This window comes from Methylobacterium haplocladii (assembly GCF_007992175.1).
Taxonomy (GTDB): Bacteria; Pseudomonadota; Alphaproteobacteria; order Rhizobiales; family Beijerinckiaceae; genus Methylobacterium; species Methylobacterium haplocladii.
In genome coordinates, this window is record NZ_BJZT01000029.1 from 88,699 (window position 1) to 115,381 (window position 26,683).

27 protein-coding genes are annotated in these 26,683 nt (G+C 68.4%); 9 read left to right on the forward strand and 18 right to left on the reverse strand.

Features of this window, described 5'->3' with window-relative positions:
* The first annotated feature begins 48 nt into the window (after positions 1-48).
* Entirely contained in the window at positions 49-1,254 is a 1,206-nt protein-coding gene (locus MHA02_RS13775; RefSeq protein WP_147079560.1) for an efflux RND transporter periplasmic adaptor subunit, read from the forward strand.
* Positions 1,255-1,312: 58 nt separating this feature from the next.
* On the opposite strand, the gene MHA02_RS13780 is transcribed toward MHA02_RS13775, so the two are convergent.
* Complete coding sequence (locus MHA02_RS13780; protein WP_147079562.1) at positions 1,313-3,367, reverse strand: methyl-accepting chemotaxis protein; 2,055 nt, start codon at positions 3,365-3,367, stop codon at positions 1,313-1,315.
* 185 nt (positions 3,368-3,552) lie between these two features.
* Between MHA02_RS13780 and MHA02_RS13785 the strand changes: the two genes are divergently transcribed.
* The gene (locus tag MHA02_RS13785) at positions 3,553-3,984 is read left to right on the forward strand and encodes a cupin domain-containing protein (RefSeq protein ID WP_147079563.1); all 432 of its coding nucleotides are present in this window, start codon (positions 3,553-3,555) and stop codon (positions 3,982-3,984) included.
* Here MHA02_RS13785 and trpB read toward each other — a convergent pair whose 3' ends face one another.
* The 9 genes from trpB to dapF form a co-directional block, all read right to left on the reverse strand.
* Positions 3,985-5,229: a tryptophan synthase subunit beta gene (gene trpB, locus MHA02_RS13790; protein WP_147079565.1), complete on the reverse strand. Its 1,245-nt coding sequence runs from the start codon at positions 5,227-5,229 to the stop codon at positions 3,985-3,987.
* 110 nt (positions 5,230-5,339) lie between these two features.
* Entirely contained in the window at positions 5,340-5,984 is a 645-nt protein-coding gene (locus tag MHA02_RS13795; RefSeq protein WP_147079568.1) for a phosphoribosylanthranilate isomerase, read from the reverse strand.
* A gap of 24 nt (positions 5,985-6,008) precedes the next feature.
* On the reverse strand, positions 6,009-6,359 hold the full coding sequence (locus MHA02_RS13800) for a lipopolysaccharide assembly protein LapA domain-containing protein (protein ID WP_147079570.1): 351 nt from the start codon (positions 6,357-6,359) through the stop codon (positions 6,009-6,011).
* A 129-nt stretch (positions 6,360-6,488) separates the two neighbouring features.
* Complete coding sequence (locus tag MHA02_RS13805) at positions 6,489-6,806, reverse strand: integration host factor subunit beta (protein WP_147079572.1); 318 nt, start codon at positions 6,804-6,806, stop codon at positions 6,489-6,491.
* Between the two features lie 50 nt (positions 6,807-6,856).
* Positions 6,857-7,828 carry a signal peptide peptidase SppA gene (gene sppA / locus MHA02_RS13810; RefSeq protein ID WP_147079574.1) on the reverse strand — a complete coding sequence of 324 codons (972 nt, stop codon included), beginning with the start codon at positions 7,826-7,828 and terminating at the stop codon, positions 6,857-6,859.
* A gap of 347 nt (positions 7,829-8,175) precedes the next feature.
* Entirely contained in the window at positions 8,176-9,510 is a 1,335-nt protein-coding gene (locus MHA02_RS13815) for a class I SAM-dependent methyltransferase (RefSeq protein ID WP_147079576.1), read from the reverse strand.
* 178 nt (positions 9,511-9,688) lie between these two features.
* Positions 9,689-11,404, reverse strand: coding sequence for a 30S ribosomal protein S1 (rpsA, locus tag MHA02_RS13820; protein WP_147079578.1), 1,716 nt, complete (start codon positions 11,402-11,404; stop codon positions 9,689-9,691).
* A gap of 220 nt (positions 11,405-11,624) precedes the next feature.
* Positions 11,625-12,899: a tRNA (N(6)-L-threonylcarbamoyladenosine(37)-C(2))-methylthiotransferase MtaB gene (gene mtaB, locus MHA02_RS13825; RefSeq protein WP_147079580.1), complete on the reverse strand. Its 1,275-nt coding sequence runs from the start codon at positions 12,897-12,899 to the stop codon at positions 11,625-11,627.
* On the reverse strand, positions 12,896-13,786 hold the full coding sequence (gene dapF / locus MHA02_RS13830) for a diaminopimelate epimerase (RefSeq protein WP_147079582.1): 891 nt from the start codon (positions 13,784-13,786) through the stop codon (positions 12,896-12,898). The genes mtaB and dapF overlap by 4 nt, the downstream gene beginning before the upstream one ends.
* 224 nt (positions 13,787-14,010) lie before the next feature.
* Here dapF and MHA02_RS13835 point away from each other — a divergent pair, with 224 nt between their 5' ends.
* The 3 genes from MHA02_RS13835 to trpS all read left to right on the forward strand — a co-directional run bounded on the left by MHA02_RS13835 (position 14,011) and on the right by trpS (position 16,779).
* Positions 14,011-14,763 carry a GyrI-like domain-containing protein gene (locus MHA02_RS13835; RefSeq protein ID WP_147079584.1) on the forward strand — a complete coding sequence of 251 codons (753 nt, stop codon included), beginning with the start codon at positions 14,011-14,013 and terminating at the stop codon, positions 14,761-14,763.
* 55 nt (positions 14,764-14,818) lie between these two features.
* Positions 14,819-15,595, forward strand: coding sequence for an endonuclease III domain-containing protein (locus MHA02_RS13840; protein ID WP_147079586.1), 777 nt, complete (start codon positions 14,819-14,821; stop codon positions 15,593-15,595).
* Positions 15,596-15,717: 122 nt separating this feature from the next.
* A complete protein-coding gene (gene trpS / locus MHA02_RS13845) occupies positions 15,718-16,779 on the forward strand; it encodes a tryptophan--tRNA ligase (RefSeq protein ID WP_147079588.1) in 1,062 nt (353 codons plus the stop codon).
* 3 nt (positions 16,780-16,782) lie between these two features.
* Here trpS and MHA02_RS13850 read toward each other — a convergent pair whose 3' ends face one another.
* From MHA02_RS13850 to MHA02_RS13885, 8 genes are all read right to left on the reverse strand, one after another.
* A complete protein-coding gene (locus MHA02_RS13850; protein WP_147079590.1) occupies positions 16,783-17,436 on the reverse strand; it encodes a pyridoxamine 5'-phosphate oxidase family protein in 654 nt (217 codons plus the stop codon).
* Positions 17,437-17,612: 176 nt separating this feature from the next.
* Positions 17,613-18,755, reverse strand: coding sequence for a ketol-acid reductoisomerase (ilvC, locus tag MHA02_RS13855; RefSeq protein ID WP_170249225.1), 1,143 nt, complete (start codon positions 18,753-18,755; stop codon positions 17,613-17,615).
* Entirely contained in the window at positions 18,664-19,299 is a 636-nt protein-coding gene (locus tag MHA02_RS13860; RefSeq protein WP_147079593.1) for a TetR/AcrR family transcriptional regulator C-terminal domain-containing protein, read from the reverse strand. The genes ilvC and MHA02_RS13860 overlap by 92 nt, the downstream gene beginning before the upstream one ends.
* Before the next feature lie 75 nt (positions 19,300-19,374).
* Positions 19,375-20,019, reverse strand: a complete 645-nt coding sequence (locus tag MHA02_RS13865; RefSeq protein ID WP_147079595.1) for a glutathione S-transferase family protein — start codon at positions 20,017-20,019, stop codon at positions 19,375-19,377.
* On the reverse strand, positions 20,016-20,396 hold the full coding sequence (locus MHA02_RS13870; protein WP_147079597.1) for a type II toxin-antitoxin system PemK/MazF family toxin: 381 nt from the start codon (positions 20,394-20,396) through the stop codon (positions 20,016-20,018). Before MHA02_RS13870 ends, MHA02_RS13865 begins: the two co-directional genes overlap by 4 nt.
* Positions 20,380-20,619, reverse strand: coding sequence for a MazF family transcriptional regulator (locus MHA02_RS13875; RefSeq protein ID WP_147079599.1), 240 nt, complete (start codon positions 20,617-20,619; stop codon positions 20,380-20,382). Before MHA02_RS13875 ends, MHA02_RS13870 begins: the two co-directional genes overlap by 17 nt.
* Before the next feature lie 62 nt (positions 20,620-20,681).
* On the reverse strand, positions 20,682-21,224 hold the full coding sequence (ilvN, locus tag MHA02_RS13880) for an acetolactate synthase small subunit (RefSeq protein ID WP_147079601.1): 543 nt from the start codon (positions 21,222-21,224) through the stop codon (positions 20,682-20,684).
* Between the two features lie 19 nt (positions 21,225-21,243).
* Positions 21,244-23,019 (reverse strand): acetolactate synthase 3 large subunit, encoded by a 1,776-nt coding sequence (locus MHA02_RS13885; protein ID WP_147079602.1) that lies wholly within the window; start codon positions 23,017-23,019, stop codon positions 21,244-21,246.
* A gap of 379 nt (positions 23,020-23,398) precedes the next feature.
* Between MHA02_RS13885 and MHA02_RS13890 the strand changes: the two genes are divergently transcribed.
* From MHA02_RS13890 to MHA02_RS13905, 4 genes are all read left to right on the forward strand, one after another.
* On the forward strand, positions 23,399-23,899 hold the full coding sequence (locus tag MHA02_RS13890; RefSeq protein ID WP_238180456.1) for a chemotaxis protein CheW: 501 nt from the start codon (positions 23,399-23,401) through the stop codon (positions 23,897-23,899).
* A gap of 11 nt (positions 23,900-23,910) precedes the next feature.
* Entirely contained in the window at positions 23,911-25,395 is a 1,485-nt protein-coding gene (locus MHA02_RS13895; RefSeq protein ID WP_147079606.1) for a CheR family methyltransferase, read from the forward strand.
* On the forward strand, positions 25,392-25,937 hold the full coding sequence (locus tag MHA02_RS13900; RefSeq protein WP_147079608.1) for a chemotaxis protein CheW: 546 nt from the start codon (positions 25,392-25,394) through the stop codon (positions 25,935-25,937). Before MHA02_RS13895 ends, MHA02_RS13900 begins: the two co-directional genes overlap by 4 nt.
* A 35-nt stretch (positions 25,938-25,972) precedes the next feature.
* A partial coding sequence (locus MHA02_RS13905; protein WP_507762917.1) for an MCP four helix bundle domain-containing protein occupies positions 25,973-26,683 on the forward strand: 711 nt, incomplete at its 3' end.

A 26,683-nucleotide genomic window follows, 5' to 3' on the forward strand; every position in this document is an offset into this window, starting at 1 on the left:
TCGGCTTGGGTCTCACGAGACGCTTGCGGCTTTCCACGGGAGCATCGTGTGCGGTCAGGTCTCGGTTTCGTTGTTGCCGGCGCGCTGATCGCAGCGGCGGGTGTCGGCGGCGGCGTCTGGTGGGGCGCCGGACATCCGATCCCGAACTTCGTCGCCGAGCATTTCCACACGCTGAAGCGCGCCGAGAAGGCCGAGAAAGACGAACCACGGATCGACGTTCGCGTCGTCCGGGCCTCACGGCAATCGGTGCCGATCGCGTTCGAGTACACCGGCACCATCATCTCGCCGGCCGATGCCGAACTGCAGGCCCGCGTGTCCGGCAAGGTCGTCGAGCGGGCCTTCGAGCCGGGCGGCCACGTGAAGAAGGGCCAGTTGCTGTTCAAGATCGATCCGCGCCCGTTCCAGGTGGCGTTGCAGGCGGCGAAGGCCCAGCAGGGGCAGGCCAAGGCGGCCCTCGACTTCGCGCAATCGGAACTCGGCCGGACCGAGCAGCTGGTCGAGAAGGGCTATGCCTCCGAACAGCGCAACCAGCAGAACCAGTCGAACCTCGCCGGTGCCCTGGGCAAGCTGCAGGAAGCCGAGGCGGCCATCGCCCGGCAGCAGCTCAACCTCGACTATGCAGAGGTCAACGCGCCCTTCGACGGCCGCTCCAGCCTGTCGCTGGTGAACATCGGCGACATGGTCATCGAGAACCAGACCAACCTCGTGTCGGTGGTCCAGGTCGATCCCATCGACGTGCAGATGGCGCTCTCCTCCGAGGATGTGGAGGCCGTGCGCCGGGCGATGCATGGCGACGTGGTGAAGGTCCAGCTGCTCGACGAGCGCCGCAAGCCGGTGCGCGAGGCGACGATCTACAAGCTCGACAACCGCTTCGATCCGCGCACGGCGCGGCGCCTCGTACAGGCCAAGGTCGAGAACAAGGACGAGCGCTACCTCCCCGGCCAGTTCGTCCGCGCCCGGGTCGAGGTCGGGCGGCAGGACCGCCTGCTGGTGCCGACCATCGCCCTGTCCTCTCAGCTCGACCAGCAGGTCGTCTGGACGGTGGCCGAGGACGGTACGGTGCAGATGACCCCGATCGAGACGGGCGACGTCTATGGCGAGTCCACCGCCATCGTCAGCGGCCTGAAGCCGGACACGCAGGTTGCCGTCGACCACCTCCAGGGGCTGCGCCAGAACCTCAAGGTCAATCCGCGCTCCGGCGGCGCGGTCAGCGCCATCGCCGACGAACCGGCCCAGGGCGAAGCGCGGCATTGATCGCCGACCGCGCTTTCTCGAAGCCTACCCGTTCGATCGCCTTCGGATGGAAGAGACGTTACGCCGCTCGCACGGTCGCCAGGAACCCGCCGATCTCGGAGCGGAGGTCACGCGCCTGCCGGGCGAGATCGCTCGCGGCCGAGAGCACCTGCGCCGAACCCGCGCTCGCGGAATCGGCCGCCTGAGACACGCCGGCGATGTTCTCGGAGACGAGGCGGCTGCCCTGCGAGGTCTCGGCGGTGGTGCGGGCGATCTCCGTCGTGGCCGCGCCCTGCTCTTCCACGGCGGAGGCGATGTCCGCCGAGATTCGCGAGAGGTTGCGGATCGTCGTGGTGATGCCGGAAATGCCGGTGACGGAGGCTTGGGTCGACGCGGTGATCTCGCCAACGCGGGCCGCGATCTCCTCCGTGGCCTTCGCGGTCTGGCCGGCGAGATCCTTCACCTCCGCCGCGACGACCGAGAAGCCGCGCCCGGCCTCGCCCGCGCGGGCCGCTTCGATCGTGGCGTTGAGGGCGAGAAGGTTGGTCTGAGCCGCGATCTCGGAGATCAGGCCGACGATGCGGCCGATGCTGGCGGCCGCGGCAGCGAGACGCTCCACCTCCGCGGTCATGCGCGTGGCATCGTGCTCGGCGATGCCGGCCGCGTCCGCCGAGGCGGTGACCTGCGTCGCGATCTCGCGGATCGAGGCCGACAGTTCCTCGGTCGCCGCGGCGACGGTGTCGGAGGAGCGCGCGGCGTGCTCCGAGGCCCTGGCGACCGCCGTGCTGCGGTTCGAGGTCTCGCTGGCGGTGGCGCTCATGGCGCGGGCCGCGGCCTCGAGCTGATGGGAAGCAGCGGAGACCGCCTCGACGATGCCGCCGACCCGCGCCTCGAAGCCGTCGGCGATGCCCAGCATCGCCGCGTGCTGGCGGGCAGCCTGCTCCTCGCTCATGCGCTCCTGCGCGTCACGGCTGCGCCGGCGCTCGATGACGCTGTCGCGGAAGCTGGATGCGGCAGCGGCGATGGCGCGAACTTCGCTCGGGCCGTCCGTAGCGATGGTCACGTCGGTCCGGCCCTGGCCGATGGCGGTGAGCACCTCGGCCATCCGGGTGAGCGGCCGGGCGATGGCCGAGCCCAGCCGGAAGGCGAGCAGCACCGAGAGCGCGAGGGTCGCCAAACCCGCCCCACCCCAGATCCAGACGCCGTTCTCGGCCCTGGCGCGCGCCTCGGCGGCCCGTGCGGAGAGTTCGGCGGTCAGGCGATCCTCGATCGCCTTCAGGCCGTCGATGCGTTGCGTCGCGAGCCTGAACCAGCCCTTGGCGTCGGTGAAGGCGAGCGGCTGGCCGGGAACCGTGTCGAGGGCGATGGCACGGATGCGGGCGACCTCGCGGGCCGCCTCCGAGGCGTTCGCGGCATCGAGGGCCGCGTCGTGCTCGGCCGGGCTCCCGGTGCGGAACAGGGTTTCGAAGGTCGCTTGGTTGGCGGCGAGGCCGCTCATCCGCCTGAGCCCGGCGAGGTCCATCGAGCCCGAGGCGAAGACGGCCGAAGCGGCGGCGCGCTCCTGGCCGGACAATTCCTTGAGGGAGAGGAAGGCCGAATAGGCGGAGATGCGCGCGCCGATCGCGGGATCGGTGGCGACGTGGGAGACGTCGCGCACGAGGTTAAGCGCATCGGCGATCACGCTCGAGAAGAATGCGACGTTCTCGGGCGGGGTCAGGCCGACCGCATCGATGGCCTTGCGGTGCCCGTCGATCCTGGCGATCCCGTCGCGCAGGGCGGTGACCTTCCCGGCGAAGCCATCGCCCAGGCCGTCGGATTCCGCTGCGTCGAGGGCGCTCGGAAGCAGCTCACGGGTGCCGTCGAGGAGCTTGCGCTGCGCCGCGAGCTCGGCGCCGAACTGCGTTCCCTTCGAGCCGAGGAACAGGCTCGACGCGCCTCGTTCCTTTTGCGCCTCGTGCACGAAGGCACTGATTTTGCCCGACAGGGCGACGAGCCCTTCGAGACGGACCATCTCGCGCCCCTGGGCCATCCGCTCGACCACGGCCAGCGTCGCCACCACCGCGAAGGCGAGGCACGGGATCAGCGCGACCGCGACGATGCGACGACGGAGCGGCGCGAAAAAACTGCCTGACATGCGATGAGTCCGAACCCGCGAGACGTGATCGGACGGTGGTCGTCCATGGTGAAGAAAGGGTTACGGCCGGTAAACGTAAGGTTTTCGTCTGGCGATTCCGCGCGTTCGTGCGATGATGGACGCGTGACTTGAAGGTCCGCTGCTCCAAATCTCAGACTGGATCAACCTCTCTGGAGCCGAGCGGAATGAGCGACGCCGATCAGACCGCGAAGACCGGGCGGTTCGACATCGAGGCCATCGTCGCCACCTTGCCCGAGACGGCCGCGACGCTTCTGGTCGACACCTATCTGATCGATCGGGAGGCGGCGAGCGCACGGGTCTTTCGCGTCTACAGGCCGACGCCGCCGCTCTACCACGCGACCTGCGACGAATACCTCTACGTGGTCGCAGGGCGCGGCACGTTCTGGATGGACGATGCCGCGACGGAGGCGGAATTCGGGCCGGGCGAACTGCTGTTCTTCGAGCGAGGTACCGTGCACGCCCTGCCGCAGATCCTGGGCGAGCCGCTCGTCTTCCTCTCGATCGACACGCCGCGGCGCGAACCCACCGACATCGTCTTCGTGAACCCGGAGGACGGCAGCCCCGCGACCTTCATGGCGCGCAACGCCGGCTCGTGATCAGGCGCTTTGCTTCGCGAAGATTTCCGACACCTGCGGGATGTCCTTGTCGCCGCGGCCGGAGAGGTTGAGCACCATGAGGTGATCGGCCGGACGCTGCGGGGCGAGGTCGATCACCCGGGCGAGGGCGTGGGCCGGCTCCAGGGCCGGGATGATGCCCTCCAGCGACGAACACAACTTGAACGCTTCCAGCGTCTCGCCGTCGGTGGCCGAGAGGTAGGTGACGCGGCCGGCCTCGTGGAGGAAGGCGTGCTCGGGGCCGATGCCGGGATAGTCGAGCCCCGCCGAGATCGAATGCGCGTCGGCGATCTGGCCGTCTTCGTTCATCAGGAGATAGGTGCGGTTGCCGTGCAGCACGCCCGGCTTGCCGCCCGAGAGCGAGGCGGCGTGCAGGCCGCTCGAAATCCCGTGCCCGGCCGCCTCGACTCCGAAGATCTCGACCTCGCGGTCGTCGAGGAAGGGGTGGAACAGGCCCATGGCGTTCGAGCCGCCGCCGATGCAGGCGATCAGCGAATTCGGCAGGCGGCCTTCGAGCGCCAGCATCTGCTCGCGGGTCTCGCGGCCGATCACCGACTGGAAGTCGCGTACCATCGCAGGATAGGGATGCGGCCCCGCCACGGTGCCGATGCAGTAGAAGGTGTCGGCGACGTTGGTGACCCAGTCGCGCAGGGCCTCGTTCATCGCGTCCTTGAGCGTCCGCGTGCCGGACTGCACGGGCACGACCTCGGCACCCAGCATCTTCATGCGGAACACGTTCGGCGCCTGCCGCTCGACGTCGACGGCGCCCATGTAGACGACGCATTTCAGGCCGAAGCGGGCGCAGAGCGTGGCGGTCGCGACGCCGTGCTGTCCCGCCCCCGTCTCGGCGATCACCCGCGGCTTGCCCATGCGGCGCGCCAGCAGGATCTGCCCGAGTACGTTGTTCACCTTGTGCGAGCCTGTGTGGTTCAGCTCCTCGCGTTTGAAGTAGACCTTGGCACCGTTCCCGGCTGGCGCGCCGGCGCGCAGGTGCTCGGTCAGGCGCTCGGCGTAATAGAGCGGGCTCGGCCGGCCGATATAGTGGGTGCCGAAGGACTCCATGTCCGCTTTGAAGGCCGGATCGGCCTTCGCCGCCTCGTAGGCCTTCTCCAACTCCAGGATCAGCGGCATCAGCGTCTCGGCGACGAAACGCCCGCCGAAGATGCCGAACCGGCCGCGCTCGTCCGGCCCGGTGCGGAAGGAATTGGGTTCGGGAGCGATGGTCACGGACGATGTCCTTCGCGAAAGGATTTGCGATTGTTGCGCGTGCCTAGACCTGTCGGCGGCGGGCCGCAATGTGGCCGTATGCGACGGGATCTCTCTCGCGGCTCGTCGGATCAGGCCCGATGCACCGCTGCGAGGAAGGCAGCGATCTTGTCGACATCCTTCTCGCCGGGCGCGGTTTCCACTCCGGACGAGACGTCCACGGCTCTGAGATGGGTGTGCCGGAGCGCCTCGGCTACGTTCTCCGGTGTGAGCCCGCCCGAGAGCATCGTGCCCGCTGGCAGCTGTGCTTCGTCCAGAAGGCTCCAGTCGAAGGTCAGTCCGTTGCCGCCCGGCAGCGCCGCATCCTTCGGGGGCTTGGCGTCGAGGAGGATGCGGTCGGCGAACCCGGCGTAGGTCGGGACGGCCGTGAGGTCCGGGCGGGTGGCGATGCCGATCGCCTTCATCACCGGGCGCCCGGTCCGGGTGCGGATCGCGGCGACGCGCTCCGGGCTCTCGTGACCGTGGAGCTGGATCAGGTCGGGGTCCAGAGCCTCGACGGCCGCAGTGACGAGGGCATCGTCGGGATCGACCAGCAAGACGACGCGTTCGGCCCTGCCCCTCGCACGTGCCGACAGGACCGCGCCGTGGTCGAGGGCGACATGGCGCGGGCTCTTCGCAAAATGCACGAAGCCGACGAGATCGGCGCCGGCGTCGAGGGCTGCGTCGAGCGTCGGCTCGGTGCTGAGGCCGCAGATCTTGACCTGGATGGGGGACAACGGCCGGGTTCGAACTCTTGGCGATCAGCGGAGGGCCGGCAGTGCGGTGCCCCCGGCATAGGCAGGGCTTCCGGATTCGGGGCCGAAAGTCCGGAGCTGCGCGGTCTCGCGCTCCAGCCTTTCCCGCTCGCGGCGGTGATGGCGGGCGCTCGCGCGGGACTTGCCCTGGCCGAGCCATGCACCGACGCCGCCGACCAGAATGCCGAGGGCCACCGCCCCGAAGACGATCGCGTAGAGCGGCAGCACGAGGCTGAAAGCGGGTTCGGGTGAGAACGGGTCGAAGGACAACGTGACGGCGTTCCTGTTGGCCACGGCCAGGAGCAGCACGACGATCGCCACGGGCAGCAGGATCAGGGCCTTCAGGAAGCGGATCATCTCGGGTCTCCGGCGGACATGTCGGGAAGCTAGAGCGGTTTCCGACGAAGTGTATGCCGGTCCGGCGTCAGGCCGCCCGGTACGGCAAAGGCGTCGATATGCATTCGGATCGCAAGCGGCGCGTCGCCGTCAACCGACCGCTTCCGCGCCCATCTCATCGCCGATTCCCGCCTTGTTGAGTCGCAGGCGCATCTCCTTGCCCGTCTTGAACACGGGGATCGCCTTCTCGGACACGGCGACGGCCTCGCCCGTGCGCGGGTTGCGACCGCGCCGTGCCTCGCGGCGTTTCACCGAGAAGGCGCCGAAGCCGCGCAGTTCGACCCGGTCGCCGCGGGCGAGCGCGTCGGCGATGGTGTCGAGGATCGCGTTGACCAGGGTCTCGACGTCGCGCTGGTAGAGGTGGGGATTCTGCTCGGCGATCTTGAGCACGAGTTCCGATTTGATCATGCGTCCGTCTTCCGAAGTCCGGGGGCGGGTGGAGGCGCGGTTCGTCGCGATCAGGGCACCGGGCGCCAGAGCACGAGGAGGCCTCCGCCGGCATAGCCCTCCGCCTCCGTGCCGACGGCGCGAAGCCGTGCGGCGAGGTCGTCGAGGCCGATCAGGGACGCGCTGGAGCCCAGCGCAGACCACAGGGTGAAGCCGCTGCCGGATTTCGGCTTCCAGTCCTTCACAGGGAGGTCCTTGGCGACCCCCTTGTTCGTCTCGAGCCACGCCACCGCCTGACGCTCGGCGCCGAGTTCGTCCACGAGCTTGAGCGGAACGCTCTGGCGACCGGAGAAGACACGCCCGTCCGTGACTTTGACGAGTTCCTCGTCGGTCATGTGCCGGCGCTCGGCGACGAGCCCCTTGAACCAGCCGTAGGTGTCGGAGACGACCGAGGCGAGGGCGGCGCGCGCCTCCGGCGAGGTCGGGGTGAAGCCCGACGGCTCGGCCTTGAGCGGCGACGACTTGATCGACTCCATCTTCACGCCGACCTTGTCGAGCAGGCCGGAGACCTCCGGGTACTGGAACAGCACGCCGATCGAGCCGACGAGGGCTGTCTCGCGGGCGACGATGTGGTCGGCCGCGATCGCGGTGATGTAGGCACCCGACGCCGCCGTGCCGTCGACGAACGCCACGATCGGCTTCTTCTCGCCGAGTGCACGCAGGTTCCGGTACAGCTCTTCCGAGCCGGTGGTGGTGCCGCCGGGCGACGAGATCGAGATCACGACGCCCTTCACGGCAGCGGACTCGCCGACGCTCTTGATCAGCTTGGTGGTGGATTCGCTGCCGGCGATGAACCCGCCGATGGAGATGCGGGCGATCTGGCTCGGTGCCGCAGAGAAGCCGAACACTTCCGTGCCGACCCCGGCACGATAGCCGACGGCACCCACCGCAACGATCAGCCCACCGATGCCGAGTACGCGCCACAGGGTCAGCTTGCGGCGCAGGCGCCGACGATCGATCAGAACTTCGGCGTCTGCGGCCATGCGACGGCTCACTCCCTCGCCCCCCGGCCTTTTCGGCCGGTGCTCGCCCCTGATGCTCCGGCGCCGCCGAAACGACGGGTCGGCGGTCTCGGGGCCGGTCAATTCTCGACTCGCTTACCACGAGCATCCCATGCGGAGCCGCGGTTTGCACTTGGTCTTTTCGGCAGGAGGCACCGGGCCGCCGCAAGGGTCAAGTCCTTGACCGGCATGGGCTCGCGGCGTTTCCCCCAACACCGGGATTGTTCTAGCCCCGGCGGCCGCGCACGGGCAAGAGCCCGTCGGGAACGATACACTTGCGGTTGTCTTGGGCGAATGAGCCAATAACCCGCAGGTAGGCGCGCGGCGCTTCAGCGGCGGGTATAGAGTTCTTCGACATAGCCGTCGCGCAGCCAGAACATGTTGCGGCTCAGGCGCCGGTAGCCTCCGTCGCGGGCGACGAGTTCCGGCACGATTCCCTGTCGCAACGCCTCGGTGTTGGCCGCCGCAGCCTCCTGGTTGATCGAGTAGAACAGCGGCGCGATGGCGCGGATGCGTGCGATGTAGCCGCTCGCGGTTTCCTGCGGCATCTCGGGCAGGGAATCCTGGTTGATCACGAGGTCGTAGGTGTCGGCGCTCTCGATCTCCCACCAGGGCAGCACCCGGATCGCTGCGTCGGATTCGCCATAGAGCGAGACCTCGAGGCCGGTTTTCAGCAGGAACCAGCCCTGGAGGGCGTTGGTGAAGGGCAGGTCCAGGATGGTGTAGCGCCGGTCCGGACGGTTCATGAACCAGGCGAGGCCCCCGAAGCCGCCGCCGATCTCGGCGAGGCGCGGCCCGGCATCGATCTGTCCGATCCGCCAGGCGGCATAGGCATGGCTGAAGGCGTGCTCGGGCAGCAGGCTCCCGCCGAACCGCACGCCGTAGGGCGCGCCGATCTCCGGGAAGCGCAGGGGAAAGCCGAGTTCGGCTTCGATCCGGGTGTGCAGGTCCGGGATGGCCCAAGGGGCGGTGTAGTCGCTCTGCTCGGGCGAGCGCACGTCGGCGAGGGCCAGGGCTTCTGCGAGCCGCAGGAGCCGGTCGCACCAGCTCGCGGCGAACGGTTCGGGCGCGTGGCGGGCGAAGGTCGCCGTGGCACGGCCCATGGCGAGGCCGTGCGCGAGATGCGACTGGAACAGGCCCGCGAGCATCGTCGCCAAGCCGGGCGCATCCGCGTCCCGAAGGGCCCGATGGAAGCGGGAGAAGCCGCGGGTCCGCGCCGCCCACATCCCCTCCGTGTCGGGCCGCCCCTCGCGCTCGGTCCTGGCGGCGGCGTGGTTCCAGGCCGCGATGATACGACGAGCGATGGCCTCGTCGTTAGGCCCGGCCGCGGGCTCTGCGAATTCCATCGCCGGCAGTGCGCCGTAAGCACGATAGGGATAGCGGAACGTCCACGGGGCTGCGAGGCCGCCGCCGAGCTCGGTCGTCGCCGCTGGCGGCCGGTAGTGGCGCCCTTCGTTCCGGCCGAAGGCGAGATAATGCTCCGCCGCCGAGGCCAGCGTGCCGGTCTCGATCGCCATGGCGACGTCGGCGTTCAGGTCGAGATAAAGATCCGAGTCGAAATCGGCGGGAAGCGGCGGCGTGCGCTGCCGCCGGCCTCGGCCGATCAGAGCGCCGAGCCCCCGCGATCGTTGCTTGGAGCGGGCCTGGCTCGCTTCATCACGCACGCGCGGCTCCTCACTGAAACGCCGTCGATCGAACCGCAGACCGCGCTTTGCCCAAGGGTCGATGGCCCATGACGCGCTCGGAAAGCGAAGGGCATATCCACGTCGTGCTGGCTGATCCAGAAACAAAAAAGCCCCGGGGCCGGCGAACCGGCTCCGGGGCGATCGAGCGCGGACGAGCTTACTCGTCGTCGCCCTTCTTCTTGTTGAAGGCCGCGCCGAGGATCTCGCCGAGCGAGGCACCGGAATCGGCAGAGCCGAACTGGGCCATCGCCTCCTTCTCCTCGGCGACTTCGAGCGCCTTGATGGAGACCTGGACGCGGCGGGCCTTGCGGTCGAACTGCACGACGCGGGCATCGAACTTCTCGCCGGCGGCGAAACGCTCGGGGCGCTGGTCGCCGCGGTCGCGGGCGAGTTCGGCGCGGCGGACGAAGGTCGTCATGTCGCTGTCGACGATCTTCGCCTCGAGGCCCGAATCCTTCACCTCGGTCACTTCGCAGGTCACGATCTGACCCTTCTTGAGGTCGCCGGCCTCGGCGAAGGGATCGCCGCCCACCTGCTTGATGCCGAGCGAGATGCGCTCCTTCTCGACGTCGACGTCGAGGACCTGCGCCTTGACGATGTCGCCCTTCTTGAACTCCTCGATCACCTGCTCGCCGGGGCGCTGCCAGTCGAGGTCCGAGAGGTGGACCATGCCGTCCACGTCGCCCTCGATGCCGATGAACAGGCCGAACTCGGTCTTGTTCTTGACCTCGCCCTCGACCTCGGAGCCGACGGGATGCTTCTCGGCGAAGGCCTCCCACGGGTTCTGCAGGGTCTGCTTGAGGCCGAGCGAGATGCGGCGCTTGACCGGATCGACCTCGAGGATCTGAACTTCCACTTCCTGGGAGGTGGAGACGATCTTGCCGGGGTGGACGTTCTTCTTGGTCCAGCTCATCTCGGAGACGTGGATCAGGCCCTCGATCCCCGGCTCCAGCTCCACGAAGGCGCCGTAATCGGTGATGTTGGTCACGCGGCCCTTGAGCTTGGCGTCGACCGGGTAGCGCTGGGCGATGCCCTCCCACGGATCGGCGAGCAGCTGCTTGATGCCGAGCGAGATGCGGTGGGTCTCGTGGTTGATCTTGATGATCTTGACCTTGACCGTCGCACCGATCGCAACGACCTCGGACGGGTGGTTGACGCGGCGCCAGGCCATGTCGGTGACGTGCAGCAGGCCGTCGATGCCGCCGAGATCGACGAAGGCGCCGTACTCGGTGATGTTCTTGACGACGCCGTCGATGACCTGACCCTCTTCGAGGTTGGCCACGAGCTCGGAGCGCTGCTCGGCGCGGCTCTCTTCGAGGACGGTGCGGCGCGACACGACGATGTTGCCGCGGCGGCGATCCATCTTGAGGATCTGGAAGGGCTGCGGCGTGCCGAGCAGCGGGGTCACGTCGCGCACGGGACGGATGTCGACCTGGGAGCGCGGCAGGAACGCCACGGCGCCGTCGAGATCGACGGTGTAGCCGCCCTTGACCTGGTTGAAGATCGTGCCGGTGACGCGGTCGTTGTTCTCGAACGACTTCTCGAGCTTGACCCAGCTCTCTTCGCGGCGGGCCTTGTCGCGCGAGATGACGGCTTCGCCGAGCGCGTTCTCGATCCGGTCGACATAGACTTCGACGACGTCGCCGACCTTGAGGTCGCCTTCACGACCGGGGCCGTGGAATTCCTTGAGGGCGACACGGCCTTCCGTCTTGGCGCCGATGTCGATGACCGCGACATCCTTCTCGATGCCGACGACGGTACCCTTGACGACCGAACCCTCGGTGATCTCGTGCTCGAGGAAGGACTCTTCGAGCAGCGCGGCGAAATCGTCACGGCTCGGCGCGGTGTCGCGCGCGTTCAGACCTGCAGACATTCTCTCTCCTGAATGGCCTCTCGCGGAGGCCGGCGTCGGCGGCTCGTGTTGCGGAAGACCCTCTTCCTCACCGCCCGGGACCGAAACGGTCCGGGCTCACCCCCCGATCAAGAAGGGGCCGACGCATGCTCGATAAGCGATGGTCGAGGGCCGACCTCCCGGCGGACAGGAGCGGTGCAATCCGCAGCCTATGATCCGAACGGAAGAATCGGGCGAGTTATTACCCGACGGGCGGGTTCTTCGCAACTTGCGCCGCGGCGAGGATACGACCGTCGTGTCCGTCGATCACGACCTCGGCGATGGCTCCCGGGACCAGACGCTCCGCGAGCCCGTCGCCGAGCCGAACCATCGTGAACGCCTCGGTCCGCCCGGTGCCGCCGCGCTCGACGAGAATGCGCCGGGTCTGACCGACCTCGCCGTCGAGGTGCCGGACCAGGGCCGATGCCCCGGCCGCGCGTAACCGGGCGGCGCGCTCGCGTACCACGTCGCCCGCGACCTGCGGCATCCGCTCGGCCGGCGTACCGGGGCGGGGCGAGTACGGGAAGACGTGGAGATGCGTCAGGCCGCATTCCGCCACGAGGTCGAGGGAGCGGGCGAACTGGGCTTCGGTCTCGGTGGGAAAGCCGGCGATCAGGTCGGCGCCGAAGATCGTCCCGGGACGCAGGCGGCGGACGTCCTCGCAGAACCGGATCGCGTCGGAGCGCGTATGCCGGCGCTTCATCCGCTTGAGGATCACGTCGTCGCCCGCCTGGAGCGAGAGGTGGAGATGCGGCATCAGCCGCGCTTCGGTCGCGAAGGCATCGAGCAGGTCGCCGTCCGCCTCGACCGAGTCGATCGAGGAGATGCGCAGGCGGGCGAGATCGGGCACGGCGGACAGGATCGCCTTGACCAGGCGGCCGAGGGTCAGGTCCGCATCGAGGTCGCGGCCATAGGCGGTGAGGTCGACGCCGGTCAGCACCACCTCGCGACCGCCATGCGCGACGATCCGGCGGACCTGGGCCACGGCGTCGGCGAGGGGGACCGAGCGCGAGCTTCCGCGCCCGAACGGGATCACGCAGAAGGTGCAGCGGTGGTCGCAGCCGTTCTGGACCGGCACGAAGGCCCGGGTGTGACCGGCCATGCCGGTGATCCGCGTCCCATCCGTCGCGCGCGCCTGCATCACGGCGCCGATGCCGGGAGCCGGCGTGGCGTCTCTCCAGGTCTCGGGCCGGGTCTTCGCGGCGTTGCCGACGAGGCGGGTGACCTCGGGCATGGCGGCATAGGCCACCGTCTCGATCTCGGCGCCGCAGCCGGTGACGACGATTTCGGCACCGGGTCGCTCCCGTGCCAGCTTGCGGATGGCCTTGCGGGCCTGCCGCCCGGCTTCGGCCGTGACCGCGCAGGTGTTGACGAGGACGAGATCGCGTTCGGCCGAGGGTTCGAGCGCGTGGTCGCGCATCACCTCGGATTCGACGGTGTTGAGCCGGCAGCCGAAGGTGAGCGTTTCGACGCTCACGGAGCAAGCCCGGAAAAAAGCTCCGGCGCGAAGGTGCCCTCCCCTTCGAGGAAGACCGGGCCGGTCATCAGCACGTGGTCGTCGGCCCGCCACTCGATGGCGAGCTGTCCGCCGGGCAGGCCGACAGTCGCCTGCCGGCCGATCATACGCAGCCGCGAGGCGGCGACCACGGTGGCGCAGGCGGCGGTGCCGCAGGCGAGCGTCAATCCGGCGCCGCGCTCCCAGACGCGGAGCTTGATGATGTCGCGGGCGACGACCTGCGCGATCGAGATGTTGGCGCGTTCCGGGAAGATCGGATGCCCCTCCAGCATCGGCCCGATCCGGCCGAGATCGTAATCGTCGGGGTCGCGATCGACGAAGAAGATCGCGTGCGGGTTGCCCATGCTGACGGCGCCGGGCGAGTGCAGGATCGGATCGTCGATCGGTCCGATCTGCAGCTCGATCCGCCGCGTATCGGGGAAAGGGTCGCGGAGCGGGATCTCGTCCCACTTGAGGCGCGGCTTGCCCATGTCGACGGTGAAGCTGCGGTCGGCGATCCGCCGGACGCCGACGAGCCCGGCCTCGGTCTCCAGCGTCAGCGATCCGCACTCGACCGGCCGCGCCATGGCGGGATCGTCGAGCATGGCGAAGGCGACGCAGCGCGTGCCGTTGCCGCAGGCCCCCGAGCGTGAGCCGTCGGTATTGTAGATCCGCAGGAAGGCATCGGTGCCGGGGGACTTGGCGTCGTGGATCACCATCAGCTGGTCGAAAACCGAGCGCGGGTCTCCGGCGATGGCGCTGGCCTCCGGACCGCTGACGATGTGACGCGAGCCGCGCAGGTCGAGCACGACGATGGCGTTGCCGGCGCCGTGCATCTTCAGGAAGCGGTGATTGGCGAGTGGGGTCATGCGGCTGTGTCGGGCGATCGCTGCGGTGACGGGTGCTCGGGCGGCGGTTCGAGGTTCGGGAATGGTCCGCGTATATGGCAAACCGTACCGCCCGACGCGAGGGCCGGACCGGCATGCGGCATGCGTGCTGAACCGCAGCCTCGCGGAGCGACCGCATCGTCGCTAGCTTGGCGAGAACCGACGGTGCGCGCGATTCGCTGCGGACCAGAGACCGGAGCGCCACCTTGACCCGTCTTCGTCCCGTGACCGCCGCCGCCCTCGCGCTTGCGCTCGCCGTCTCGGCCGGCAGGGCTGCCGAGCAGCCAGCGCCTCCGCCTTCGAAGACGCCCTCCCCCGCCGAGGCGAATCCGCTCTCGACCACGACCGTGCCGGACACCTCCGCCAAGCCTGCCGGCACCGTGAACCCCGCGCCCGACAAATCGCTGGCGCCGCCGAGCGTCCCCGGAACAGCGCCCGCCCGGTCGTCCACGCCTCCGGCGCGCCAGACCCTGGTGCCCGCGCCGGCCGAACCGAGCGACGTCGACGAGGTCACGCTACCGGCCAAGCCCGCCGCGATCCTCTCGGGCAAGACGACCTGGGAGGAGGCCGTCGCGAGCCTGAAGGCCTCCTTCGCCAGGATCGAGGGCGAATTGGCGAAGGCCGGCATCCGTCCGACGGGGCGGCCGCTCGCGGTCTTCACCAAGACCGAGGACAACGGTTTTCAGTACGAGGCGATGATCCCGGTGGAGGCCGTGCCGTCGTCAGGCCCGACCTCGGGCGAGGGCCTGCGTTTCGGTGCGACCCCGAGCGGCAAGGCGCTGCGCTTCAAGCATGCCGGCTCCTACGACGAGATCAGCGGCACCTACGACACCCTGATCGCGTATTTCGACGCCAAGGACATCGCGGTGCAGGACCGCTTCATCGAGGAATACGTCACCGACCTGAGCGAATCCGCCGACGACAAGCTCGACATCAACATCTACGCCCTGCCGAAATAGCGGACCGCAATGCCGCAGGTGGGAACGGGCCTGACTCGCCGCGGATTCCGGCTGCATGCCCATCTCCGCATCTCACGCACGGCCGACCCCCCGATCGAGGCCCGATCCGCTCAGGGCTGATGAGGCGGAGCGCCTCTCGGCCAAGGCGCTCGATATCCACCGGCATCTCTGCACGGTGTACGGCTGCCCGATCGCTTATTTCCACGATCTGGATCCGTTGAGCGAACTGGTCTCGTCGCTGCTCTCCCACAGGACGCGCAATGCCGATTCCGGTCGCGCCTTCAAGGCGCTGAGGGCACGCTGGCCGGATTGGCGGCAGGTCGTGCAAGCCGACCCGGCAGAGATCGAAGAGACGATCCGCTGCGTGACCTGGCCCGAGTTGAAGGGGCCGCGGATCCGCGCCGTCCTTCTCGCCATTGCCGAGATGCGCGGATCGCTGTGCCTCGATTTCCTCGCCGACCTGACCGTCGATGCGGCGCGGGCCTGGCTCGAAGCCATTCCGGGCGTCGGCCCGAAGACGAGTGCGGCGGTGCTATCGTTCTCGACCCTGCGCATGCCGGCCTTGCCGGTCGACAGCCACCACCACCGCGTGGCGCAGCGCACGGGTCTCATCGGCGACACAGTCGATGTCGGTCCCTCGCACGCAATCCTGCGTGCCCAGCTTCCCGAGGATTGGTCGGCACAGGCGCTCTACGACAACCACGAGGTGCTGATGCTGCATGGGCAGCACGTCTGCCACCACCGCAATCCGGCTTGTGCCAGATGCGTGCTCCTCGACCTCTGCCCGACCGGCCGGGCACGGGCTTCGGCCTCGGCGATGAAGGTGTCTTGAGAGCGGTCGTCGCGTCCATCGATCGCCGCGGATCCTTGACCGTGCCGCGCACCGGGTGTCAGAACCCGGCCCTTCGATCGGGCGGTGGGCCGCTCCGGCGCATGGCTTGAAGGATCGCGCCGATGGCGGCGTTTTCGGAGTTGGTGTTTTCCGGCGTCCAGCCGACCGGGAACCTGCATCTCGGCAACTATCTCGGCGCGATCAAACGCTTCGTGGAGATGCAGGAGCGCGATGCGCAGTGCCTCTACTGCGTCGTCGACCTGCACGCGATCACACTGTGGCAGGACCCCGAGGCGCTGAAGGGGCAGATCCGCGAAGTCACGGCGGCGTTCCTGGCCGCCGGCATCGACCCGAAGCGCTCGATCGTGTTCAATCAGAGTCAGGTGCCGCAGCACGCCGAGCTGACCTGGATCTTCAACTGCGTGGCGCGGCTCGGCTGGCTCAACCGCATGACCCAGTTCAAGGACAAGGCCGGCAAGGACCGCGAGGCCGCTTCGATCGGGCTCTACGACTACCCCGTGCTGATGGCCGCCGACATCCTGGCCTACCGCGCGACGCATGTGCCGGTCGGCGAGGACCAGAAGCAGCACCTCGAACTCACCCGCGACATCGCCCAGAAGTTCAACAACGACTTTTCGGGGTCGATCCTCGCCCATGGCCACGGCGAGCAGTTCTTTCCGATCACCGAGCCGCTGATCGGAGGCCCGGCGGCGCGGGTCATGTCGCTGCGGGACGGTGCGAAGAAGATGTCGAAGTCGGACCCCTCCGACAATTCGCGCATCAACCTCACGGATGATGCCGATACGATCGCGCAGAAGGTCCGCAAGGCCAAGACCGACCCGGAGGCCCTGCCCTCCGAGGTCGCCGGCCTCGCCGGGCGGCCGGAGGCGGACAACCTGGTCGGCATCTTCGCGGCCCTGCGCGGGATCTCACGGGAAGAGGTGCTGGCCGATTACGGCGGCTCGCAGTTCTCGACCTTCAAGCCGGCGCTGGTCGACCTCGCCGTCGAGAAGCTGGCGCCGATCGCCGGCGAGATGAAGCGGCTGGTGGCCGATCCGTCCCACATCGACGCGGTGCTCGCCGATGGCTCGGAGCGGGCCGAGGCGCTGGCCGCCCCGACCCTCGATGCGGTCAAGGACATCGTCGGCTTCGTGCGGCGGGGGCCGGCCTTGCGGGCGGTGTGAGACTCAGGCCTCGCCCTTCACCAGCTTCTCACCATAGGCGTCGAGGCTGAGCACGCCCTCGCTCTCGGCGCGCGCACGATCCTCGTCGGCGATCACCTCCTGCACCATGTCGAGGCGCTTCCACTGCGCGAGCGGCGTCTCGCACGCGGCCTTGGGCACGTAGCGGCTCTGCTCGACGCGCGTGTAGGTGTGGATGTAGCGCGGGCAGTTCACCCAGATGCTCGTGACCTCGACCCGCACGATGTACTGCGCCTCGGGGAACTCGCCGACCAAGGGATCGTCGCGCACGACCCGCGCCGTGCCCTGGACACGGACGCGGTGCGGCGTCTCGAAGTCGATGAACAGCATGCCGACCTTATGCTGCCCGGCGATGTTGCCCATCGACAGGAACATGCCGTTGCCGTCGTAACCGGGGAAGGCGAGCGCGTTCGGCCCGAGCACCTTCACGAAGCCGGTCGGGCCGCCCTTGTAGGAAACGGTCGGGTTGCCGTCGGGGTCGACGGTCGAGAGGAAGAACATGTCGCGGCTCTCGATGAAGCCGCTCTCCTGCTCGCCGATCGCCGGCTGGACGTGATGCTTGTCGAGGAAGTCGGCGAGCTTGCGCGTGCCGAATTCGTCCTGCAACGCACGGTGTTCTTCGCTGTAGAGCGAGCCCATCGGAATCGTCCCTCCCCTGACTGTTCTTGTTCGGCGGCAGCTTCGCAAGGCGCGCGGCCGGCCGGAAGGGCATTTTGCCCAAGCGAAATTCGAAGAAAAGGCCGATGTCGCCCTCGCGACACCGGCCGAGATCCGTCGCCGAGGCCGAGCAAAGCCCAGCCTCGACTCCGAAAAGATCAGTTCTTGGACTTATCGACCAGCGCCTTCTCCGAGATCCACGGCATCATGCCGCGGAGCTTGGCGCCGACTTCTTCGATCGGGTGACGGGCGAGCTTGGCGCGGGTGGCCTTGAACGAGGTCTGGCCGACCTTGTTTTCCAGCATCCAGTCGCGGGTGAACTTGCCCGACTGGATGTCGTCCAGCACGCGCTTCATCTCGGCCTTGGTCTCCGACGTCACGATGCGCGGGCCGGTGACATACTCGCCGTACTCGGCGGTATTGGAGATCGAGTAGTTCATGTTGGCGATGCCGCCCTCGTAGATGAGGTCGACGATGAGCTTCACTTCGTGGAGGCACTCGAAATAGGCCATCTCGGGGGCGTAGCCGCCCTCGACCAGGGTCTCGAAGCCGGCCTTGATCAGCTCGACGAGGCCGCCGCAGAGCACGGCCTGCTCACCGAACAGGTCGGTCTCGCACTCCTCCTTGAAGGTGGTCTCGATGATGCCGGCGCGACCGCCGCCATTGGCCGAGGCGTAGGACAGGCCGAGGTCGTGGGCATTGCCGGAGGCGTCCTGGGCGATGGCGATCAGCGTGGGGACACCGCCGCCCTTGAGGTATTCGCCGCGCACGGTGTGGCCGGGGCCCTTGGGGGCGACCATCAGGACGTCGAGATCCTTGCGGGGCTCGATCAGGTTGAAGTGCACGTTGAGGCCGTGGGCGAACAGGAGGGCGGCGCCCTGCTTCATGTTGCCCTCGAGCGACTCCTTGTAGATGTCGCCCTGCAACTCGTCTGGGGTGAGCATCATCACGACGTCGGCCTGCTTGGCGGCGTCGGCGACGTTCATCACCGTGAAGCCCTCGTGCTCGGCTTTCTTGGCGGTGGCCGAGCCCTCGCGCAGGGCGATGATGATGCCCTTCACGCCGGAGTCGCGCAGGTTGAGCGCGTGGGCATGGCCCTGGCTGCCGTAGCCGACGATGACGACCTTCTTGCCCTTGATCAGGTTCAGGTCGGCGTCGCGATCGTAATAAACCCGCATGTTTCTTGTCCTTCTGCTGAAGCTGGTGTGGTTAGCTTTGGGGCTGGCCGTAGAGGGCCAGAAACTGCTCGACCGCGCTGGCGGCGTCGCGTCGGATCTCGGCGGCGTCGAAGTCGATCGCATCGCCGAGCAGAAGTCGGATCTGGACGTCGCGGCCGACGAGGCCGAAGAACGTCCGGAAGGCGGTCTCGCTGTCGTCGAAGGCCAACAGCCCCGCCGCGCGCCCCGCCTCCAGCAGCGGCTTCAGGCGATCGCCGATGGCGAAGCGCCCGTTCGCCAGGACGATGCTACCGAGATTGCTCTTGCGCGATCCGGCATCGCCGATGGCGATGCGGTTCAGGGCGATCGAAGCGGAGCTCGAAATGACTTCGAGCCATGTCGTCGCGAAGTCCCGCAGGCTCTCGCTCAAGGTGGCGACATCGAGCGCGCGGGCCTCGTAGCGTCCGGCGCGCACCCGCGAGGCCTGCCACTGCACCGTCGCGGTCAGCAGGCCGTCGCGGTCGCGGAACCACTTGTAGAGCGTTTCCTTGGAGCAGCTCGCACGGCGCGCGACCGCGTCCATGGTGAGCTGGTCGCCCGCCTCCACCATCAACCCGAGCACGGCGTCGAGCACGGCCTGCTGGCGGGCGGATGGGGTCGTGGTCTCGATGGCGGGGCTTGATTCCATTGCACTCCGGGGGGCCGTACCGTACCGTACGGTTCGGCTCATAGGCGGATTTCGATCGTGCCGCAAGGGCGGTTCTCAGGCCGGAAGCGTCAGCCCTTCGCGCGCCAGAACCGCACGTACGGCCGGCCGTCCCGCGACGCGGCGGGCATGGGCGGTCCAGGCCGGGAAGCGATCGGCCATGGCGAAGCGGAGGGTCGGGCTGCTGCCCCAGTTCCAAAACACCAGCAGGTAAGGATCGACCCCGCTGTAGTGAACGCCCAAGGCCCAGCCGCCGTGCGAGAGCCGCACTTCGGTCATCGTGGCGAGGTCGCCGTAGGTGTCGGCGCCCTTGGCACGGATCGCGTCAAGACCCTCGTCCTCGTCCGAGTAGCGCGACGGCATCCGCGCCTGCCGAAAGGCCGCGTGGTGGTTGGTGGCGAGCCAGGCGAGCCATTCGTCGGCGATGGCCTGATCGCGCGGATCCTCGGGCCAGAGCCCGGCGTCCGGATGCGAACGGGCGACGTGGCGCAGGATCGCCTGGGTTTCGGTCAGCACCCAGCCGTCCTCCCAGAGCGCCGGCACCCGGCCGCGCTCGTTGACGGCGAGGTATTCCGGTGCACGCTGGCCACCCTTGGCGAGGTCGATCCGCACGGTCTCGAAGGGTGTGCCGGTTTCTTCGAGGGCGATGTGGGCGGCGAGGGAGCAGGTGCCGGGGGCGTAATAGAGTGTGCGGGCGGTCACGGTGTCGGCCCCGGAAGATCGCCGTCCGCAACGGCTCCGATCGGCACGGCGACCTTCAGCCTGATTTCTGCGAGCACCGAGGCTGGCACGGCTCCAACGCGCCGAAAGCCGTGCGTCGATCGATCGACGCTACGGATTTGGTCGGCGAGCACGGCTCCGGCAACGGGCAGTCCCGCAGGAAGGATGACCTTCGTGGGCCAAGGATGCGTGTTGCTCGTGATTGGGCAGATGATCGCCGTCGCGTTCCGCAGATGAAACGCGCTGTCGGTCAAGACGACGGCAGGCCGAACACCATTCTGCTCGCGACCCTTGGTCGGCCCCAGATCGACCCAAACAAGGTCGCCCGAAGACGGCGGCAGCTCATCGATCGCCGTCATCGATGATTTCTGCACCGACGTCCGGACCCCCATCGACTACGTCCGGACGGTGGGACGGTCCCAGTCGGTCCATCTCGGCAATCATGTCGGCCAGCATCAATTCGCGCTTTCGCTTCGGCATGATTTCGACGATCTGCCCTTCGCGCAACCCGAGCGAATGGATGTCCTCGGCCGAAAGCTGGACAACGAAATCATCGCCTCTTGGCGCCACCTTGGCTTCCATCGCAGATCCTCCTGCGGTCCGTCTGCGAGGCCATGATAGCATTGCTTCCGGCAAAGACGCGTTCAGAGCGCCTCCGCCCCCCGCTCCATCGCCGCGATCCCCGTGCGCGAGATCTCGACGAGGCCGATCACGCTGAGAAGCCGGATGAAGCGGTCGACCTCCTCGGTCGTACCGGTCAGCTCGAACACGAAGGAGCTGAGCGTCGCGTCGAGCGTGCGCGCGCCGAAGGCGGCGGCGAGCGTCAGGGCTTCGCTGCGGTGATCGCCGGTGCCGGCGACCTTCACGAGGCAGAGCTCGCGCTCCAGCGCCCGGCCCTGCAGGGTCAGGTCGACGACGCGGTGGACCGGGACGAGCCGGTTCAGCTGCGCCTTGATCTGCTCGATCACCACGTCGGTGCCGGTGGTGACGATGGTGAAGCGCGAGATGTGGCGCGCCTCCTCCGTCTCCGACACGGTCAGGCTCTCGATGTTGTAACCGCGGCCCGAGAACATCCCGGCGATGCGTGCAAGCACGCCGGGTTCGTTGTCGGCGATCACGGCGAGCGTGTGCCGGTTGACGGTCTCGAACTTCGTGGGTTCGGGGTAATGCGTGTTCATGGCGTTCATGGTTCGGCTCCCGGACCGGTCAGACCAACATCTTGCCTTCGGCCGAGATCACGTCGCCGATCTCGACGCCGGTCTCGCCGAGGTAATCGGAGAGCAGCATCTCGTTATGCGCCTTGCCCGACGGGATCATCGGGAAGCAGTTCTCCTTCTTGTCCACGACGCAGTCGAAGATCACCGGACCGTCGTAGTCGAGCATCTCCTGGATGGCCGCGTCGAGGTCGCCGGGCTTCTCGCAGCGGATGCCCTTGGCGCCGTAGGCCTCGGCGAGCTTGACGAAGTCCGGCAGGCTCTCCGAGTAGCTCTGCGAGTAGCGCGAGCCGTGCAGCAGCTCCTGCCACTGGCGCACCATGCCCATGTACTCGTTGTTCAGGATGAAGATCTTGATCGGCAGGCGATACTGAACCGCCGTCGACATCTCCTGCATGTTCATCAGGATCGAGGCCTCTCCGGCGATGTCGATGACGAGTCCGTCCGGGTTGGCCAACTGCGTGCCGATCGCGGCGGGCAGGCCGTAGCCCATGGTGCCGAGACCGCCGGAGGTCATCCAGCGGTTCGGCTCCTCGAACTTGAAGTACTGCGCCGCCCACATCTGGTGTTGGCCGACCTCCGTCGTGATGAAGGTCTTGCGGTCCTTGCAGGCCTCGTAGAGGCGCTGGACCGCGTATTGCGGCTTGATGATCGTGCCCGACGGCCAATAGGCGAGGCACTCGCGCGCCTTCCACGTGTGGATCTTGCCGAACCACTCGTCGAGGCGGCCCTTGTCCGGCTGCTTCGGCAGGGCGCGCCAATCGGCCAGCATGTCCTCCAGCACCGAGGCGCAGTCGCCGACGATGCCGATATCGGCGCGCACGACCTTGTTGATCGAGGAGGCGTCGACGTCGATGTGGATCTTCTTCGAGAACGGCGCGAAGGCGTCGAGCCGGCCGGTGATGCGGTCGTCGAAGCGCGCCCCGACGCAGATGATCAGGTCGCTGTCGTGCATCGCGAGGTTGGCTTCGTAGGTCCCGTGCATGCCGAGCATGCCCAGGAACTTGTCGTCCGAAGCCGGGAAGCAGCCGAGGCCCATCAGGGTCGACGTCACCGGGAAGCCGGTCTCGGCAACCAACGCGCGCAGCAGCCGCGTCGCCTCGGGTCCGGAATTGATGACGCCGCCACCGGTGTAGAACACCGGGCGCCGGGCATTCGCCATCATCTCGACGGCAGCCTTGATCCGCTCGCCGTCGCCCTTGAAGGCCGGGTGGTAGGTCTTGTGGCCGTTCTCGGTCGGCCGCTCGTAGATCCCGCTTGCGAACTGGATGTCCTTCGGCAGGTCGATGACGACCGGGCCGGGACGCCCGTGCGAGGCGATGTAGAAGGCCTCGTGCAGGATGCGCGGCAGGTCCTCGATCGATCGGACGAGGTAGTTGTGCTTCGTGCAGTGGCGGGTGATGCCGACCGTGTCGCATTCCTGGAACGCGTCGGTGCCGATCAGGTGGCTCGGAACCTGACCAGTGATCGCGACGATCGGGATCGAGTCCATCATCGCGTCGGTGAGGCCGGTGACGATGTTGGTGGCGCCGGGGCCTGAGGTGACGAGAACGCAGCCGACCTTGCCCGACGAGCGGGCATAGCCCTCCGCCGCGTGGATCGCGCCCTGCTCGTGGCGCACGAGCACGTGCTTGATCTGCTCTTCGCCGAAGAGCGCATCGTAGATCGGCAGCACTGCGCCGCCCGGATAGCCGAACAGGGTGTCGACGCCCTGGTCCTGGAAAGCCCGGATGACCATCTGGGCCCCGGTCATGACCTCGCCGCTCATCGTCTCCTCCATCATCCCGTTGTTCGTGCGACGACCCTGGCTTTCGGCAACAAAAAAGGGCCCCGAGGGACCCTGCATGCGCCACCGACCGGGTCTGCGGGCTCCGTTAAGCCCGCCCCGTCCGTGGCGCTTCCGCTACGATGAGAACCGTACGCATGTGAAAAGTTGACCTGTCTCGAAGTCGAGCGGCTCGTGTAGTCGAAGGCTGCGGAAGCGTCAACGGCAAGTTCGAGCCTTCGATACGTCGGACGCCGAGGGTACGGATCGGCGACCGATCGCGGTTCGCGCTGGCGAAGCCCGGTGTTCGTGCAGCACCGCGATTGCAGCCGCCATGGACCGGCCCTATCTCGGCCGTACGCCTCGGCCACAAGGAGCATCGGTGGCGCCGCCCTCGACCACGACGTATCTCGTCCTCGACGTGGCCGGCACGCCTTGCGCTCTGCCGCGCGAGGCCGTTCGCGAGATCCTGCCGCTGCCGCATCTGCATGCGCCTCCGGCCGCCGCCGGGCCTCTGGCCGGCTTCCTCAATCTCGGCGGCGTTCCGCTCCCGGTTCTCGACCTTGCCAGACTTCTGGGGCTACGTGACGCGTCGGACCCCGATCCGTACCGGCACGTCCTCCTCGCCGCCGACGGCAGCCTCGCGCTGCTCGTCGACCGGGTGCTCGACGTGATCCAGGCCGGTGCGGATACCGTGCGCCCGGTCGCCGAAGGCCGGACCCTCAACGGTTGCATCGAGGCCGAGGTCGCGCTCGGCGACCGCCTCGTCCACGTGTTGTCGATGGCGCGCCTCCTGACTGCCGAGGAGCGGGAACGCGTCGCTGCCCTCGGTCGGCGGGCCGCCGAGCGGCTCGCGGCGTTCGACCTGTCCGCCGTGTCGTGAGGCGGGAGACCGTGCCCTTCGACCGGAGCCGCTTCAGGCGTGGATCGGGACCGGCGGCAGATCCGGCCTTTCCAGCGCTGAAGGCGCGGGTGATCGCGCGGACCGCCCACCACTACTATGCCGACAAGGACGATCTGCTCTTCGACCGTCTCGCCAGACGCTTCAAGGCGCTCAACCTGCCCGATGCCCGGGCCTATCTCGCCCATCTCGATGGAGCGGACGGGCGCGAGGAATGGACCGCGCTCGAGGCCGAGATCACCATCGGCGAGACCTTCTTCTTCCGCTACGCCGAGCAGTTCGCGGCGCTGAGGCAGCAGATCCTGCCGGCGCTCATCGCGGCGCGGCGTGAGGAGCGCACGCTGCGGATCTGGAGCGCCGGCTGTTCGACAGGGGCCGAGCCCTACTCGATCGCGATCCTGCTGCACGAGCTCCTCGGCGCCGACCTCGTCCGCTGGGACGTCGGCATCGTCGGCACCGACATCAGCGAAGCCGCCCTCGCCACCGCCCGGGCCGGCGAGTACGGCCGCTGGGCACTGCGCACCATGCCGACCGAGGAGCGATTGCGCTGGTTCCGTCCCGCCGCGCCCCGGCCCGGCGCCACCCGCGAGGGCGGCTACCGTTTGCGCTCCGAGTTCCGCGACATGGTGCGGTTCGAGCGGCGCAACCTGATGGGGCTGATCGACGGCACCGTGCCCGCGAGCTTCTCGGGGTTCGACCTCGTCCTCTGCCGCAACGTGCTGATCTACTTCAGTGCCGAGCACGTGCTCGGCATGATGCGCGGTTTCGCCGATCGGCTGCGCCCCGGCGGCTGGCTGCTGATCGGGCATGCCGAGCCGAACCCGGCTTTCGACGCCTGGCTCACCCCGGTCGCCCTCCCGGGCACCGCGGCTTACCGCCGCCGGGACGAACCCCCGCTTCCCGGCACGAGCCCGCGGCAAGCCTGGGATCATGCGCCCCTGCCCGATCCGGCGCCGACGGCGACCGTTTTCGCCTATGCCGAGGACGTCGTGCCGGACGCCATCGCGATCGATCCGATCCCCCTGCCCGATGCTGTCTTGCCAGCAGGTTCGCCGGTCGACTTCGACTCTCCCGAAGACCGGCTGTCCCGCATCCGCGCCCTGGCGGATGCCGGCGATACGGGCGAGGCGTGGAAACAGCTGCGCAAGGCCGTCGATGCCGATCCGACCGCGGCACCCCTGCGCTACTACGAGGGTCTCCTCGCCCGCAGCCTGGGACGCGAGGCCGAGGCCGAACGGGCCTTGCGCGGCGCGCTGTTTCTCGACCGCGACTTCGTGATGGCCCATCTCCATCTCGGCCTGATGTTGTCCTCGCTCGGCCGCCGCGCCCCCGCGCGCCGCGCCCTCGACAACGCGCTGCGCCTCGCGCAAGGACTGGAGCCTGATGCGGCCCTTCCCGAAGGAGACGGCGTGACGGCGGGCGATCTTGTGGTGACGGTGCGCCATGCGCTCGAAGAGTTCGGGCGCCCTCTGCGGTGAGCGAGACCGAACGCCATCGCGCCCTGCTCGATGAACGCTCGGCGGCCCTGGCCGCGCGCGGACTCGTCGACCGCCAGGTCGGAGCGTGCCGGGATTTCCTGGTCTGCCTGGTCGGCGCCGAGCAGTACGGGTTTCCCCTGTCGGCCACGGCGGCCGTGATGCCGGAGCGGGGCTGCACGAAGGTGCCGGGGGCGCCGGCGGCGCTGCGCGGCATCGTCGCCCATGCCGGATCCATCCTCAGCGTGATCGACCTTGCCGAGGCTCTTGGGTTCCGCCGCGACGACGCGAATGCCGGGCAAGGCCACTTCCTGCGGCTGCGCGCCGACGATCCGCCCGTGGCGTTCGCCGTCGACCGCGTGCTCGGTCTCGCCAGCGTGGAACTCGACGCGATCGAGGCACCGCCCCTGGCGGACGATCGCGACGGCTTGGGAGCGGAGCCGCTTTCGGGCTATGCACCGGCCGGCTCGGATCGCGGCGGCACCGTGAGCGGCGGCTTCACCATCCTCGACCTGCCGCGCCTTCTGCGCCCCTTTCTGCCTTGATGCGCGCGCGCGCGACGCCCGGAGCCTGACGTCACGTGTCGATCTCGATCGGAAAACGCATCCTGCTCGGCTTCGCCGTCATCACGGCGATCCTGGTGGCGCTCGGGCTCTACGCGACCGGCCAGATCGGCACGGTTCGCGAAACGATCGACCGGATCGTGGCGCGCGACCTGATGGTGCTGCGCCAGCTCGACGACCTCGGCAACAGGGCGCGCGACCTCGGTGTCCAGCGCCGCAACGCGGTCATCGCCGTGCTCATGCGCGAGCGCGGGCGCACCGTGAAGGACGAGGACTACTACGCCACCTGGCGCCGCACGGCGGCGGCGACCGACGCGCTCTTCGCCGATCTCGTGCGCATGTCCGGTGAGCTCCGGGCACAGTCGATCTCGTCGGACCGGTCCGCCGCCTGGGACCGCCTCGGCAGCGCACTCCGGGATACGCTGCAGACCTACAACGTCTATCGCGACAGCAGCGACACGCAGCTCAAGGCGGTGGCCGCCGGGGATTTCGAACGTGTCGAGACGATGAATGCGGAGGTCAGCCGGCTCTACGAGGCCACGGTCTCCGGCATCGAACTGACCCGCGCCGCGTTGGACGGCAGCATTGCCGCCGGACAGCGTGGCGCCACCGAGATCTACGAGCGCAGCCGGCTCTCGATCCTGCTGACGCTGATCGGCGGCGTGGCCCTGAGTCTTCTCGTCGCCTGGGCGATCACGCGCGCCGTGGTGCGGCCGATCACCGATGTC